Genomic DNA, 14,871 nt, shown 5'->3' with positions numbered 1-14,871 from the left:
TTGGCGAATTTGAACGCAAATACTGTTCCAGCAGCGACATCGCGCAGAATTATTCAGATAGTCGGGTGATGGCAGAATGCAACAGGCCCCGCTGGTGGGGCGGGGCCTGTGGGGTTGCTGTCGGTTACCAGCGGCCGGGGCCGTAGTAGTAATGCGGGTGGCCGTAGTAGCCACGGGGCGGGCCGTAGTACACCGGCGCCGGGCGGTAGTAGATAGGTTGCTGCACATAGACCGGCGCCGGCTGGTAGTAGACCGGAGGCGGCGGCGCGGCATACACCGGCTGCGGCTGCACATACACCGGTGCCTGCTGCACGTAGACCGGGCGCTCCTGGTTGGCGACCACCGAACCCACTACGGCCGCACCGACAACCGCGCCCAGGGCCGCAGGGCCGACCCAGCCGCCGCCATGGGCCGACGCCTGGCCGGCCACCGCCAGAGCACCAACAAGCAAGGCAATCTTGGGGATTTTGGAGATCATGATTCTTCCTCGGTTCAACCCTGCGTTTATGGTCTGCACCAGACTCAAGAACTGACGCGGGGATACTACTGAGACAGCACAATGGGTGAAATCTGCACAGTCGTTGAGTAAATATTGTGTAAGGTCTGTACCGGCTTCTTTACCGTCATCCCTGGGCGGTGGGCAGAGGCCCGCGAACAAGCGTCGATATGATCAGGCACAGCGCTACGGCTGACCAATCCCGTCTATCCGAAAGTCCCCAGCGAGGAACACCACATGCAAATGAACCCCAATAAAGACACCCAGCTGTGCATGTCGCTGTCTGGGCGTCCGGGGAATTTCGGCCTGCGCTTTCACAACCACCTGTATGAGCAACTGGGGCTGAATTTTTACTACAAGGCCTTCAGCAGCCAGGACCTGCCCGGTGCGGTGCAGGGCATACGGGCCCTGGGGATTCGCGGTTGCGGGGTGTCGATGCCGTTCAAGGAGGCGTGCATCGCCCTGGTGGATGAGTTGGACGCTTCGGCCCGGGCCATCGATTCGATCAACACCATCGTCAACACCAACGGCCACCTGAAGGCCTACAACACCGACTACATGGCGGTGGCACAGTTGCTGGCCGAGCACCGGGTACCGCGTGATACGAGCTTCGCCCTGCGTGGCAGCGGCGGCATGGCCAAGGCGGTGGCCAGCGCCTTGCGCGACGGCGGGTATGCCCGGGGCGTGATAGTGGCGCGCAATCAACGGGCCGGAAGCGCCCTGGCCGATTCCCTGGGTTATGGGTGGCAGGCGGAGCTGGGGGAGTGGCGCCCGCAGATGCTGATCAACGTCACGCCCATTGGCATGAGCGGCGGGCCGGAAGCCGAGCAACTGGCGTTCTGCGTCGAGGCGATTGCGGCGGCAGAGCGGGTATTCGATGTGGTGGCGGTGCCGGCCGAGACGCCCCTGATACTGCGCGCCCGGGCCGAGGGCAAACAGGTGATCACTGGCCTTGAGGTGATTGCCTTGCAGGCCCTGGAGCAATTCGTGCTCTACACCGGGGTGCGTCCCAGCGCCGAGCAGTTCCAGCAGGCCGTGGCCTTCGCCCGGGGCTGAACGGCCAGTGCTGTAGCCGCTGCGGGCGGCTACAGAGGTTGCGTTTCCCTTAGCCTTCGAGGCGGGCCAGGCGCTCTTCCAGGGCGGCGATCCGTGCTTCCAGTTCTTCGATGCGCTCCACCGAAACAGCGCCGCCGCTGCTGCTGCGCTCCGCTGGGTTGCCGCGGGCGGCGAGTATCGCTTCGATATCCGCCGGGTCGCCCAGGGCGTGGGTGTAGCGGTCTTCGCGCTGGCCGGCCTGGCGTGGCAGGTGCAGGGCCAGGCCCCGGGCGATCAGGCGTTCGAGCTGGTGCAGCACCTGTTCGCTGTCTTCGAAATCATGCATGCGGCCGCTGCGGGTCAGCAGCTCGTTGATGGTCTGCGGGCCCCGCAGGAACATCAGGCCGCAGAGAATCAATTGCGCCGGCACCAGTTCCAGGGCCTTGTCCAGGCGCTGCTCCCAGCGATCGGCGCGGCTGCCCATCACCAGCCGGGTGAAACCCTGGGCCTCGAGGGCGCGCAGGCTTTGCCCAACCTGGCCTTGGGTCAGGTTCATCACTGGCTCGCGGCTGGTTTTCTGGTTACAGGCGATCACCAGCGCATTGAGGGTCAGGGGATAGGTTTCCGGGCTGGTGGCCTGCTTTTCGATCAACGAACCCAGGATGCGGATGTCGGTGCTGCTCAGTTGCAGTGCTGCGCTGGCGTTCGCGTCGTCGCTGTTCATAAGTGCTGGTCCCTTGGTCACTGATGGAGAGGAAGCCGGGCAACGGCCCTAGTCACGCAGCTTCAGGCGTAGCGTGACCGGGGCGGCCGGCTTCGAGGGGCTCTGTTTTACCTGTAGAAGGCGCTTCTGGCCATCGGAACTTGATTGGGCGCGCCGCCGATCGGCCGCGGCGCGCCGGCTGTTCAACCGGCCACCGGCTCGCTGGGCGCCGGTTCGGCCGCTTGCGGCTCGACACTGGGCTTGGAGTGGGCGGCGCTTTCCAGGCATTGCCGGGCAAACCGCGCCAGGTCGGCCAGGGCGGTGCGCGCCGAGCGCAGGTAGAAAGCCTGGAGCTGGAACACATGCCAGCGCTCGGCATGGATTTCCAACCGACAGGGCACGGCGCATTGCCTGGCGCGCTCGGCCAGGCGGCAGGCGTCGGACAGCAGCAGCTCCTGATCGCCGACCTGGATCAGCATTGGCGGCAGCCCACGCAGATCGGCGTGCAGCGGGCGGTGGGCCGAGGCGGGCGGGGCGTAGGCGGCGAAGGCCTGTTGCAGCCAGTCGCGGCGGATCATCGGATCGGCGTTGCGCCGTGTCTGCAGGCTGGCACCGTTCAGTTCGGGATCAGTTACCGGCGACAACAGCATCAACCCGGCGGCGGGCTCGGCACCGAGGGCCTTGAGGGCCAGGGCCAGCTCCAGCACCAGGGCGCCACCGGCGGAGTCGCCGGCGATCAGCACACGCTGCGCCGGGCAGCCCTGGGCGCGGATCGCCTCGTAGCAGGCCAGGCAGTCGTCCAGGGCGGCGGGGTAAGGGTGTTCCGGCGCCAGGCGGTAGTCCGGCACCCAGACCGTGCAGCCGCTGTCCCGGGCCAGGCGGCGGGTGATGCTGGCGTGGCTGTGGGGGCTGCCCAGGCAGAAGGCGCCGCCGTGCAGGTAGAGGATCACCGCGTCCGAAGTGCTCTGGCGGGGCTCGATGATTTCCACGGGCAGTTGGCCCAGCAGGCTGCGCCGACGTTGCACGCCGCCACACCCGGGCATCAGCCAGGACAGGCCGGCGACCAGTTGGCGCTGGGTGGGCAGGCTGCGTGGCGGGCCGATCAGGGCGCGGAAGCTCAGGCGCAGGAACAGCCGCAGAAAGGCCGCATTAGCGCGCTCCAGCCAGTCCCGGGGGGCTGCCACCTGTTGCCCGGCGGCGGGCGAGGGCGCATCCGCCAGGGGGCTGGCGAAGCGATAGGCCGGCAGCGCGGCGTAGCGAGTCAGCAGCCGGTAGGTCCAGGTAAAGCCCGGCCAGTTGGTGCTGTTGTGGCCCTGGCTGTCGACATACCAGCTCTTGCAACCGCTCCATACCGAGGTGGCCAGGCGCCGCTGGATGCCCCGCTGAAAGCGCTGATGCAGGTTGGCGTCCACTTCCAGGGTGCGTGCGCCGCTGTCCAGCAGTGCCCGGCGGGCCTTGATGATGTGGGCGAACTGGCTTTCGAGCATATGGATGATCGAGTTGTGGCCCAGGTTGGTGTTGGGCCCGTAGAGCATGAAGAAATTCGGAAAGCCGGGCACGCTCAGGCCCTGGAAGGCCGCGGCGCCCTGTTGCCAGAGCTGATTGAGCTCCACCCCGTTACGGCCGCTGATGCGCATGGGCGCGAGGAACTCGGTGGCGGCGAAACCGGTGCCGTAGATGATGGCATCGAGCTCATGCTGGCGGCCGTCGAGGGTTTCGATGCCCTGCGCGGTGATGCGCCGGATGCCCTGGGTCAGCAGCTCGACATGGGGCTTGGCGAAGGTCTTGAGGTAGTCGTTGGAGAGCAGGATGCGCTTGCAGCCGATGGGGTAGTCGGGGGTCATTTGCCGGCGCAGCTCGGGGTCGGCCACGGAGCTTTCCAGCAGTGTGCGGAAGGGTTTGCCGACCACCCATTTGGTCAGCCCCTTGAGGCGGGTGAAGCCCAGGGCGCGGGATTCGAAATGCAGGTAGTGGGCGGCGCGCAACAGCTTCATCCGCCACGGATGCTGGAGGAAACGCTGCTGTTCCCTGGCGCTGTAGGGGCGATCGGCCTTGGGCATGATGTAGGCCGGCGAGCGCTGGAAGACCTTGAGCTGGGCCACCTGGTCGGCGATTTCCGGAACGAACTGGATGGCCGAGGCGCCGGTGCCGATCACCGCCACCCGTTTATTGGCCAGGGGATAGTCGTGGTCCCAGGTGGCCGAGTGGAACACCCGCCCCTTAAAGTCGTGCATGCCGGGCAGGTCCGGCAGGGCCGGGCGGCTCAGCTGGCCGGTGGCGCTGATCAGCAGGCGGGCGACATGTTCCTGGCCGTCGTTGCAGGTCACGCGCCAGAGGCCGTGGGTTTCATCGAAGACGGCATGGCGCACTTCAGTGCCGAAGCGGATATGCCGCAGCAGGTCGTAGGCGCGGGCGCAGTGCTGCAAGTAGGCATGGATTTCCGCCTGGGGGGCGAATGCTCGGGACCAGTAGGGATTGGGCTCGAAGGAGAACGAATACAGATGGGAAGGCACGTCGCAGGCGGCGCCGGGGTAGCGGTTGTCGCGCCAGACGCCGCCGACGTCCTGGGCTTTTTCCAGGATCAGCAAGCGGCTGACATGGGCCTTGCGCAAGGCGATGGCCATGCCCAGGCCGCCAAAGCCGCTGCCGATGATGATTGCCTCCATGGGCGCGGTGGAACTGGATTGCAGGTTTTCCGTTGCGGTGAATTCGGGCATGACGACCTCGTTGTTATTGTTGTGCGGCGCGGGGTTGAAGCACCCGGGGCCACTTCCTTGTGTGCTGGGTTGCAGCCCCGTTCAGTGAAGCATGCGAACAATCTGTGGTGGAGCCCATGCTGCAACGGGACAAGTGCTTTAGTATTTGGGCCAAATCAGCTGCTTGATGAACCCGTCCATGAGCGTCCAGTCATTCACTCGCGGGCCCGCCAGTGCCCTGCTATTGCTGAACTTTGGCCGTGAGCGGGGCTTGTCCACGGCGCGCCTGCTGGCCGGCAGCGGCTTGTCCCTGGCGCAGTTGCAGAACCCCGACAGCCTGCTGGCGGCGGACCAGGAGCTGCAACTGGCGAGCAACCTGCTGCAACTGTTGGGGCATCCCCCGGGCCTGGGTTATGTGATCGGCGCGCGTTATCGCTTTTCCAGCTACGGGCTGTTCGGCTATGGCCTGATCAGCAGTGCCACCGCGGCAGATGCCCTGGGGCTGGCCCTGCGCTTTCTGCCGCTGACCTATGCCTTCGCCGGTATCGGCTATCGGCTGGAGGTCGAGCTGGGGGTGCTGACCTTTGATCCGCCCCAGGTGGCGGATGCCCGGGTGCGAGAATTTCTGCTGCAACGGGATATGGCCGTCGCCGCGGTGTTGATGCAAGAGATTGTCGGCGAGGATTTTTCCCTGGCGGGTTTCACTCGCAGTGGCGCCGCACCCCGGGAGGCTGTGGCCACCCAGGGGATTCTCGGCTTGGCGCCGGTGTATCGGGCGAATGGCCACAGCCTGGCCTTTGCCCGGCACTTCCTGGCTCGCGCCTTGCCCCAGGCCAACCCGCTGACGGTGGCCATGTGCGAACAGCTGTGCCAGCAGTTGCTGGAGCGGCGCCAGGCCCATCTGGGCATGGCGGCCCTGGTGTTGCAGCACCTGGACGCAGGGCCCGCCGATGCGCCGCCGGACTTGCCGGGCATGGCGCGCTTGCTGCACACCAGTGCGCGCACCTTGAAGCGGCGGTTGCAGGAGGAGGGCAGCAGTTATCGCCAGCTGCTGGCCCGCCAGCGCAGCGCCCGGGCCCTGGCGATGCTGGGCAATCCCGGGCTGAGCCTGACGCAGATTGCCGAACGCCTGGGCTTCAGCGACCTGTCGAGTTTTTCCCAGAGCTTCAAGCGCTGGTTCGGCGTCGCCCCCAGCCACTATCGCCAAGGGCCGCCGGGATAAGGGCCCCGAAGCGGGCCGCTGTGGCTATAATCGCGGTTCGCTGTTTTCCCCTCCTGCCTGTCGAGACTGTCATGACCATTTCCCTGTACGCCGCCTCCGTTCCTGTCTTCAAGCAAATGCTCAATGCCTTGAGCGATGTGCTGCACAAGGCCGAAGCCCATGCCACGGCGAAGAATATCGAGCCCAATGCGCTGCTGCAGGCGCGCCTGTACCCGGACATGTTCCCGCTGGTGCGCCAGGTGCAGATCGCCGTGGACTTCGCCAAGGGCGTATCGGCACGCCTGGCCGAGGTCGAACTGCCCAAGTACGACGACACTGAAACCAGCTTCGCCGACCTGCAGGCGCTGATCGCCAAGGTCCTGGCGTTTGTCGACGGTATCCAGCCGGCACAGATCGATGGCAAGGAAGGCATCGAGATCGTCACCCGTCCGGGCACCCCGAAAGAGAAGCGCTTCAGTGGCCAGTCCTACCTGCTGACCTATGGCCTGCCGCAGTTCTTCTTCCACGTCACCACCACCTACGCGATCCTGCGGCACAACGGTGTGGAAGTGGGCAAGCGCGACTACATGGGCGCGTTCTAAGCTTTCCGAGCCTGAAAAAAAGCCCGGCCAGGTTGACCCTGGCCGGGCTTTTTAATGACCGCGAATCAGGCGGCGGCTTGCGCCTTGCCTTCCTGGGCCATGCAGGCCGCTGCGGTGAACAGCACGTCGGTGGAGGAGTTCAGCGCGGTTTCCGCCGAGTCCTGCAGCACGCCGATGATAAAGCCCACGGCCACCACCTGCATGGCGATCTCGCTGGGAATGCCGAACAGGCTGCAGGCCAGGGGGATCAGCAGCAGCGAGCCGCCGGCCACCCCGGACGCGCCGCAGGCACAGATGGCCGCCACCACGCTGAGCAGCACGGCGGTGGGCAGGTCGACGGCGATGCCCAGGGTGTGCACGGCGGCCAGGGTCAGCACGGTGATGGTGATGGCCGCGCCGGCCATATTGATGGTGGCGCCCAGGGGGATGGACACCGAGTAGGTGTCTTCATGCAGGCCCAAGCGCTTGCTCAGTTCCAGGTTGACCGGGATGTTGGCCGCCGAGCTGCGGGTGAAGAAGGCGGTGATGCCGCTTTCCCGCAGGCAGGTCAGGACCAGCGGGAAGGGGTTGCGGCGGATCTTCCAGAACACGATCAGCGGGTTCATCACCAGGGCCACGAACAGCATGCAGCCGATCAGCACCGCCAGCAGGTGCAGGTAGCCGAACAGGGCGTCGAAGCCGGAGGTGGCCAGGGTCGAGGCCACTAGGCCGAAGATCCCCAGGGGAGCGAAGCGGATCACCACGCGGACGATGACGGTGACCCCGTTGGACAGGTCGTCGAGCACGGTGCGGGTGGTTTCGCCAGCATGGCGGATGGCTACGCCCATGCCGATGGCCCAGGCCAGGATGCCGATGAAATTGGCGTTCATCAGGGCGCTGACCGGGTTGTCCACCACGCTCAGCAGCAGGCTCTGCAGCACTTCGCCGATGCCGCCGGGGGCGCTGACGGCCACATCATGGGTGGCCAGGACCAGGGACGAGGGAAACAGGCTGCTGGCGATCACCGCCACCGCGGCCGCGGCGAAGGTGCCCAGCAGGTAGAGCACCAGGATCGGCCGGATATGGGTTTCCTGGCCGTGCTTGTGGTTGGCGATCGAGGCCATTACCAGTACGAACACCAGGATCGGTGCCACGGCCTTGAGTGCCGAGACGAAGACCTTGCCGATAAAGGTGGTGGATTTCGCCACCTCGGGCGCCAGCAGTGCCAGGGCGATGCCGGCAATCAGGCCGATGACGATCTGGGTCACCAGGCTCAGGCGTTTGAGGGCGTGGAAAAAGGAAGGAGGTGCGGCGCTCATAGCGGTATCTCTGTTTTTTTAATGTGCAGTGCGTGACAGGCGCTCCTGGCCGTATAGCGGTCCCGGCGCAAGCCGCGGCAGGCATGGCCGGGAAAGCAACGGGCGCTGGTGTAGCGCTTGGGCCAGGGTCCGTTTTTGGCAGGGGCGGACTTTATCACAGCAGGCCTGGCTCGCTGTGTCGATGTGACGATCTGCCACTCGCTGCCGATCGCCATCAGGCGGTGTTTGCCCTGAGCCAGGCTCACTCTGTTAAGATCCGCCATCCTCTTTTCCCATCCAGTCAGCGGGCCCTTCGGGCTGTCGCTGCTGTCGTTGTTTGCGGAGCTTTCCATGTTGTTGCCCATCCTGCTGTTGTCGGCCGCGGGTTTTACCGTGCTGACCACGGAATTCATCATCGTCGGCCTGTTGCCGTCGATCGCCCGCGACTTGCAGGTCAGCGTGTCCCAGGCGGGTTTGCTGGTAACCCTGTTCGCCTTCACCGTCGCCGCGTTCGGGCCTTTCCTGACGGCCTATTGCGCGCGTTTTCCGCGCAAGCAGCTGTTTATCTGGGTGCTGGTGATGTTCGGCCTGGCCAATACCCTGGCAGCACTGGCGCCGAATATCTGGGTGATGTCCCTGGCGCGGCTGGCGCCGGCCCTGGGGTTGCCGGTGTTCTGGGCCCTGGCCAGCGAGACCGCGGTGGATATAGTCGGGCCGGACTACGCCGGGCGGGCGATTGCCAAGATAGGTTTCGGCATCGTTTGTGCCACGGTGTTCGGCATTCCCGTGGGTACCCTGATCGCCGATGCCTGGGGCTGGCGCAGTGCCTTTGGCATTCTGGCGGTGGTGGCTTTTGCCAAGGCCTTGCTGCTGTGGGTGTATTTGCCCAGGACCGCCTCGAAAAACCAGCAGGCGAGCTTGCGTTCGCAGTTTCGCATCCTGCGCAGCCCGCTGATGCAGGGGCATGTGCTGCTGTCGATCCTGGTGTTTTGCGGCATGTTCACTGCCTACACCTACCTGGCGGATATTCTTGAACGCTTGGCCGGCTTCGACGGCACCCTGGTGGGCTGGTGCCTGATGGGCTTCGGCGCGGTGGGGCTGATCGGCAATTCCCTGGGTGGTCGGGCGGTGGACCGCCATCCGTTGATCGCTTCCATGGTGTTCTGTGGCTTGATGATCGGCGGCATGGTTGCACTGGTGCCGAGCATTCATTCGACCCTGGGGCTGGCCGCGGCCATGGGCGTCTGGGGCGTGACCCAGGCGGCGATGTTCCTGGTCAGCCATGTGCGCCTGATCAAGGCGGCACCGCAGGCGCCGGCGTTCGCCGCGTCGCTGAATATCGCCGGGGCCAACCTGGGCATCGGCCTGGGAGCGCTGGTGGGTGGGCGGGTGATCGATACCCTGGGCCTGGGCAGCCTCGGGTTCGCGGCGTCGGTCTTTATCCTGCTGTCCATCGCCCTGGCCCTGTTGCTGATGAGGCTCAAGGCGCCACAGGCCTGCGCTTCCTGATCAGTGCGCCAGCGGTGTGAACAGTTCCCGGCGTGCGCCTTCGGTGATGGCCAGGATGCCGGGGTGCTTGACCTTACGCTCCACCGAAATGGCATAGAAGGATTCGGCCACGGCGTCGGTCTGGCCAATCAACTGCACGCCGTACTGCTGGCGGACTTCGTCGGCGATCACGCTGGGGGCAATAAAGATGCCGCTGCCCGACTGGCCGAAGGCCTGCATCAGGGCGCTGTCGTCGAACTCGCCGATGATCCGCGGTTGCAGCTGTTGCTCGGCAAACCAGCGCAGCAGGCGGCTGCGAACCACGGTTTCCTGTCCGGGAATCAGTAGCGGTGCGCCGTGCAGGCCGCGGGGGAAGTCGGCGCCGTGCCGGCGTGCCAGTTCCTCGGTGGCGAAAAAGCTGATGCCGCATTCCCCGAGCTTTTGGCTGTAACCCTTGATGTCCAGGTGCGAAGGCATGGGGCTGTCGGAGATCACCAGGTCCAGGCGCTGGATGGCCAGGTCGGCGAGCAGGCGTTCCAGTTTGTCTTCGCGGCAAGTGAGGCGGATCGGTTCGCTGAGTTCCATGGTCGGGGCGATCAGGCGGTAGACGATGGACTTGGGCACCACATCGGCCACGCCGACGCGGAACTGGATCTGCTGTTCGTCGGGGCGGGCGCGGAACATGGCTTCCAGTTCGCCGCCAAGCTGGAACATCTGCTCGGCATAGGGCAGGGCCTGGCGCCCGGCTTCGCTGAGTTCGAGCTGGCGGCCGACCCGATGGAACAGCTCGATGCCGTAGGTCTGCTCCAGCAGGCTGATCTGCCCACTGATGGTTTGTGGGGTGAGGTTGAGCTGCTCGCAGGCGCGGACGATGCTGCCCGTCTTGGCCACGACCCAGAAGTAGTGCAGTTGGCGGTAGTTGAGCATGGCGACCAATCATTCGTGAAAAGCGAATTATAAGCCAAAAAAATACGAATTTTCCTGAAGTATCGACCTCCTTAGAATGCCTCGCTATCGACGCGGCGCTACTGGGCCCCGTGCGTTCTATCGAGGAATACGGCATGTCATTCAAAACCTTGGGCGCGGCATCGATGCTGGCCCTGTCTATGCTGGCTCTGGGCGGTTGCGAGCAGGCGGAAAAAAGTGCCCAGCAGGTGCTGGATAAAGCGGCCGAGAGCGCCAAGCAGGCCATCGACGACACCCACAAGGCGGCGGAGCAGGCGTTGAGCGATGCCACGCAGAGCGTCACCGGCAAGGAAAAACCGCGGGACGACGAGGCCAAGAAGCCTGAGTCGTCCCAGGAAATCTGATCTTTCATTACAACCGAGTCGGGATTGACCCATGGATTACCTTTTACAGCTCGCTGCCAGCCCTACTGCCTGGGTCGCCCTGGCCACCCTGGTGGTGATGGAGATCGTGCTTGGCATCGATAACCTGATCTTTATCTCCATCCTCACCAACAAGCTGCCGGAAAAGCATCGGGCCAAGGCGCGGCGCATTGGTATCGGCATGGCGCTGTTCTTGCGCCTGGCGTTGCTCAGCACCATCGCCTTCATTGTCCAGCTCACCGAGCCGGTGATTGAGGTGATGGGCCAGAGCTTCTCCTGGAAGGACATGATCCTGATTGCCGGTGGCCTGTTCCTGGTGTGGAAAGCCACCACCGAGATTCACCACAGCATGGTGCCGGAGCCTGAGGAAACCAAGACCGAGACCCCGGGCGTGGCCATTGGTTTTGCCGCGGCGATCGGCCAGATCCTGTTGCTGGACATGGTGTTTTCCATCGACAGCATCATTACCGCGGTGGGCATGACCGAGCACTTGCCGATCATGATCATTGCCGTGGTGGTGTCGGTGCTGGTGATGCTGCTGGCCGCCGAACCGCTGGCCAAGTTCATCAACGACAACCCGACTGTGGTGATGTTGGCCCTGGGCTTCTTGATCATGATCGGCATGACCCTGATCGCCGAAGGTTTCGGTGCTCATGTGCCCAAGGGGTATGTGTATGCGGCGATGGCCTTCTCGGCGGCCATTGAAAGCTTGAACATGCTGTCCCGCCGGGCCAAGCAGAAGCGGTTGGCGGCCCAGCACCAGGGCTGATTCGCTGGCAGGAACAACGGCCGTCTGTACTCTCGGGAGTCAGGCGGCCGTTTGCTTTTCGGGGGAAAGGCTGGTCAGTGCGCGGTGGCGTGGCGGCGGGCGGATTTTTCCGCGCTGCGTGGCTGGGGCTGAGGATGGTGGCGGCGGGTGATGCGCAGTACGCCCCAGAGCATCGCGGCGGCAACCGCCAGCCAGCCCAGGATCAGCATCAGGATCGTCGTTGTCAGGCTCATTTGTGCCTCCTTTGTGCCCAGGTCCGGGCACACACTCTTGCCAAGGGACAGTCTAGTCGGCGCTGTGTTGCAGGCTATTGACCAATAGTCGAGAGTCTTCGAACACTTCGCTCTATGGATTTCCATTTACTGTTATCTGACGCTATACCGTCGCTCCAAGGCACCCTATGATCAGGGCCCTCAGCCAGGGCGGGGTCGGCCCGGCGTCTGAATATAGAGAGTGATGATGGAGCGGGTTTTTCCTCGATTTCGCGTGGTGTTGCTGGCTGCTACCTGTGTCCTGGGTCTGGTCGGTTGCGCCGGCAATGTGCAACCCGAGATCCAGCGACTGCCGGAGCGGGTGGAGCTCAACAGCGTGCCGTTCTTTCGCGGGGAGCTGTATCAGAGTGGCCCTGGTGCCCTGGCCAGCATGCTGTCGCAGCAGGGCATAACCATCACCCCGGGGCTGCTGGACAAGCCCCTGCATCTGCCGGGCGCCGAGGCGCAACTGCAGCAGAACATGCAGAAGCTGGCGCGGGAGTACGGGATGCTGGTGTATCCGCTGGACGATCATCTGCCGGCCTTGTTGGCCCAGGTGGCGGCGGGGTATCCGGTGCTGGTGCGCTTTACCGAGGGTTCGGCCTTCTGGGCCGAGCCGCGCTATGCGGTGCTGGCCGGTTACAACCGGGACAAGCGGACGGTGCTGTTGCGGGGGGCGAAGAGCCGTCGGCAGTTGATGAGCTTCAGCGAGTTCGAATCGTCCTGGACCAATGCTGGCAATTTTGCGGTGCTGATCCAGGCGCCCAATCAGTTGCCGGCCAAGGTCGATCACCAGCGCTGGCTGAAAGCCGCCAATGAACTGGCCCAGGCTGGGCAGGAGCAGGCGGCGGCCCAGGCGCGCAAGGCACTCGAGGGGCATTGATTTCTGCTGGATAGAACAACGGCGCCAAGTGGCGCCGTTGTTCTATCCGGGAATCAGTGTGAGGCCTGGGGGGCCGCGGTCTGACGGTTCTTGAGGTTCTTGTCGGCCTTGTAGCGCAGGGCGACATCCGGTGCCGTGCCGCTTTTGCCGGTTTCCACCCAGTTGCGGATGCGGCTGGCATCGGCGAAGTGGGTGTATTTGCCAAAGGCGTCGAGGATTACCAGGGCGACCGGACGATTGCCCATGCTGGTGACCAGCACCAGGCAGTGACCCGCTTCATTGGTAAAGCCGGTCTTGGTGATCTTGATGTCCCATTTTTCCTTGTTGACCAGATGGTCGGTGTTGCGAAAGCCCAGGGTGTAGTTGGGCTTGCGAAAGGCCACGGTCTTTTCCTTGGTGGTGCTCAGTTCGCTGAGCAGCGGGTACTTGCGCGCGGCCACCAGCAGCTTGCTCAGGTCGCGAGCGGTGGAGACGTTGTGGATCGACAGGCCGGTGGGTTCCACATAGCGAGTGTGAATCATGCCCAGGGACTTGGCCTTGGCGTTCATCGCCGCAATAAATGCCGCATAGCCGCCTGGGTAGTGGTGGGCCAGGCTGGCGGCGGCGCGGTTCTCGGAGGACATCAGGGCGATCAGCAGGGTTTCCCGGCGGCTCAGTTCGCTATTGAGCTTGACCCGGGAAAACACGCCCTTCATCTCCGGGGTGTCGCGGATGGTCATGCTGATGTACTCGTCCAGGGGCAGCTTGGCGTCGAGCACCACCATGGCGGTCATCAGTTTGGTTACCGAGGCGATAGGCACCACCACGTCCGGGTTGCTGGAGTAGATGACCTTGTTGGTCTGCAGGTCCAGCAGCAGGGCGCTGCCTGAAGCGATATGCAATTGTGAAGTGTCTCTTGGCGCCGCGGTGGTTTCGCTGGCGTCGACGCTGTGCGCGATCAGGGTGCCGGACACAGCAAATAACAAGCTGAGAATGGAGAGACGAATTTTCACGCGGGCGGACTCGATAAAGATGGATGTGCCGTTTGGCAACGGGCTTTTTCGGAAAAGCGTTACATTTTATGAGTATGGCTGAAGTACTGTCGATTGTTCTTCAGCGGTCGGCTGAAAACCCTTAAAAACCAAGAAAAAACCCGTTTTTTTCCTGAGCGGCAGCCTTGATGCAGGATAGGCCGGGGAGGGGCTGGCAGGCTAAGAGTCTGGGGCAATAAAGAGCCTGCGGGGCTGTGCTGTCGCAGAATAAAAAAGCCCGCCGGGGTGGCGGGCTTTCGTGGAGCTGGGAAACACTCAGTTGTGCAGCGATTCTGCAGCGTACAGGGTATTTTCCAGCAGGCAGGCGCGGGTCATGGGGCCTACGCCGCCCGGCACAGGAGTAATCCAGCCGGCCCGGGGCAGGGCGGTGTCATAGACCACGTCACCCACCAGCTTGCCGTCTTCCTGGCGATTGATGCCGACGTCGATGACGATCGCGCCTTCCTTGATCCACTCACCCTTGACCAGGCCTGGCTTGCCAGCGGCGACCACCACCAGGTCGGCACGACCGACGTGGCCGGCCAGATCCTTGGTGAAGCGGTGGGTTACGGTCACGGTGCAGCCGGCCAGCAGCAATTCCATGGCCATGGGGCGGCCGACGATATTGGAGGCGCCCACTACTACTGCGTCCATGCCATATAGATCGGCACCGGTGCTTTCCAACAAGGCCATGATGCCTTTGGGGGTGCAGGGGCGCAGCAGCGGAATGCGCTGGGCCAGGCGGCCGACGTTATAAGGATGGAAGCCGTCCACATCTTTGTCCGGGCGAATGCGCTCTAGTAGTAGAGAAGCATCCAAGTGTTCGGGCAATGGCAGTTGTAGCAGGACGCCATCGATGTTCGGGTCATCATTGAGGCGATCGATCAGGCCGGCCAGATCTTCCTGAGTAGTGCTGGCGGGCAAGTCATAGGCTTGTGAGAGGAATCCGACCTCTTCGCAGTCTTTACGCTTGTGCGAGACATAAACTTGAGAGGCTGGATCGCTGCCGACCAGAATCACCGCAAGGCCAGGAGTACGCAGGCCTTGTTGGCGACGCTCGGCGACACGCTGGGCGATCTGCTGGCGCAGGCTAGCGGCGATCGCTTTGCCGTCGATTAGTTGTGCAGTCATG

Annotated in this window: 15 protein-coding genes; 7 read left to right on the top strand and 8 right to left on the bottom strand. The window is 63.9% G+C overall.

What is annotated here, in order from left to right:
* Nucleotides 1-124 precede the first annotated feature (124 nt).
* Nucleotides 125-478: a hypothetical protein gene (locus J4P02_RS18015; protein WP_426192648.1), complete on the bottom strand. Its 354-nt coding sequence runs from the start codon at nt 476-478 to the stop codon at nt 125-127.
* Nucleotides 479-733: 255 nt separating this feature from the next.
* Between J4P02_RS18015 and J4P02_RS18010 the strand changes: the two genes are divergently transcribed.
* Nucleotides 734-1,552: a shikimate 5-dehydrogenase gene (locus tag J4P02_RS18010; protein ID WP_426192646.1), complete on the top strand. Its 819-nt coding sequence runs from the start codon at nt 734-736 to the stop codon at nt 1,550-1,552.
* 49 nt (nt 1,553-1,601) lie between these two features.
* On the opposite strand, the gene J4P02_RS18005 is transcribed toward J4P02_RS18010, so the two are convergent.
* Nucleotides 1,602-2,255, bottom strand: coding sequence for a YceH family protein (locus J4P02_RS18005; RefSeq protein ID WP_426192644.1), 654 nt, complete (start codon nt 2,253-2,255; stop codon nt 1,602-1,604).
* A 182-nt stretch (nt 2,256-2,437) separates the two neighbouring features.
* Nucleotides 2,438-4,951 carry a flavin-containing monooxygenase gene (locus J4P02_RS18000; protein ID WP_426192642.1) on the bottom strand — a complete coding sequence of 838 codons (2,514 nt, stop codon included), beginning with the start codon at nt 4,949-4,951 and terminating at the stop codon, nt 2,438-2,440.
* Between the two features lie 178 nt (nt 4,952-5,129).
* On the opposite strand from J4P02_RS18000, the gene J4P02_RS17995 reads away from it, so the two are divergent.
* Nucleotides 5,130-6,152: an AraC family transcriptional regulator ligand-binding domain-containing protein gene (locus tag J4P02_RS17995; protein ID WP_426192640.1), complete on the top strand. Its 1,023-nt coding sequence runs from the start codon at nt 5,130-5,132 to the stop codon at nt 6,150-6,152.
* Nucleotides 6,153-6,223: 71 nt separating this feature from the next.
* Nucleotides 6,224-6,733: a DUF1993 domain-containing protein gene (locus J4P02_RS17990; protein WP_426192638.1), complete on the top strand. Its 510-nt coding sequence runs from the start codon at nt 6,224-6,226 to the stop codon at nt 6,731-6,733.
* Nucleotides 6,734-6,798: 65 nt separating this feature from the next.
* Here J4P02_RS17990 and sstT read toward each other — a convergent pair whose 3' ends face one another.
* Complete coding sequence (sstT, locus tag J4P02_RS17985) at nt 6,799-8,031, bottom strand: serine/threonine transporter SstT (RefSeq protein ID WP_426192636.1); 1,233 nt, start codon at nt 8,029-8,031, stop codon at nt 6,799-6,801.
* A 330-nt stretch (nt 8,032-8,361) separates the two neighbouring features.
* Between sstT and J4P02_RS17980 the strand changes: the two genes are divergently transcribed.
* On the top strand, nt 8,362-9,519 hold the full coding sequence (locus J4P02_RS17980; RefSeq protein ID WP_426192634.1) for an MFS transporter: 1,158 nt from the start codon (nt 8,362-8,364) through the stop codon (nt 9,517-9,519).
* Here J4P02_RS17980 and nhaR read toward each other — a convergent pair whose 3' ends face one another.
* Nucleotides 9,520-10,425 carry a transcriptional activator NhaR gene (gene nhaR, locus J4P02_RS17975; RefSeq protein WP_426192632.1) on the bottom strand — a complete coding sequence of 302 codons (906 nt, stop codon included), beginning with the start codon at nt 10,423-10,425 and terminating at the stop codon, nt 9,520-9,522.
* Between the two features lie 134 nt (nt 10,426-10,559).
* Between nhaR and J4P02_RS17970 the strand changes: the two genes are divergently transcribed.
* A complete protein-coding gene (locus tag J4P02_RS17970) occupies nt 10,560-10,808 on the top strand; it encodes a hypothetical protein (protein WP_426192630.1) in 249 nt (82 codons plus the stop codon).
* Nucleotides 10,809-10,839: 31 nt separating this feature from the next.
* Nucleotides 10,840-11,595 carry a TerC family protein gene (locus J4P02_RS17965; protein ID WP_426192628.1) on the top strand — a complete coding sequence of 252 codons (756 nt, stop codon included), beginning with the start codon at nt 10,840-10,842 and terminating at the stop codon, nt 11,593-11,595.
* Between the two features lie 74 nt (nt 11,596-11,669).
* Here J4P02_RS17965 and J4P02_RS17960 read toward each other — a convergent pair whose 3' ends face one another.
* Complete coding sequence (locus J4P02_RS17960; protein ID WP_426192626.1) at nt 11,670-11,828, bottom strand: hypothetical protein; 159 nt, start codon at nt 11,826-11,828, stop codon at nt 11,670-11,672.
* 226 nt (nt 11,829-12,054) lie between these two features.
* On the opposite strand from J4P02_RS17960, the gene J4P02_RS17955 reads away from it, so the two are divergent.
* Nucleotides 12,055-12,729, top strand: coding sequence for a PA2778 family cysteine peptidase (locus tag J4P02_RS17955; protein WP_426192624.1), 675 nt, complete (start codon nt 12,055-12,057; stop codon nt 12,727-12,729).
* A 53-nt stretch (nt 12,730-12,782) separates the two neighbouring features.
* Here the strand turns inward: J4P02_RS17955 and pbpG are convergent, their stop codons facing one another.
* On the bottom strand, nt 12,783-13,721 hold the full coding sequence (gene pbpG / locus J4P02_RS17950) for a D-alanyl-D-alanine endopeptidase (RefSeq protein WP_426192622.1): 939 nt from the start codon (nt 13,719-13,721) through the stop codon (nt 12,783-12,785).
* A gap of 294 nt (nt 13,722-14,015) precedes the next feature.
* On the bottom strand, nt 14,016-14,870 hold the full coding sequence (gene folD, locus J4P02_RS17945; RefSeq protein ID WP_426192620.1) for a bifunctional methylenetetrahydrofolate dehydrogenase/methenyltetrahydrofolate cyclohydrolase FolD: 855 nt from the start codon (nt 14,868-14,870) through the stop codon (nt 14,016-14,018).
* Nucleotide 14,871 lies beyond the last annotated feature (1 nt).

Source organism: Pseudomonas sp. NFXW11 (genome assembly GCF_049887815.1).
Lineage (GTDB): Bacteria > Pseudomonadota > Gammaproteobacteria > Pseudomonadales > Pseudomonadaceae > Aquipseudomonas.
The sequence above is the reverse complement of the archived record's forward strand: the minus strand, read 5'-3'. Positions and strand labels throughout refer to the sequence as shown.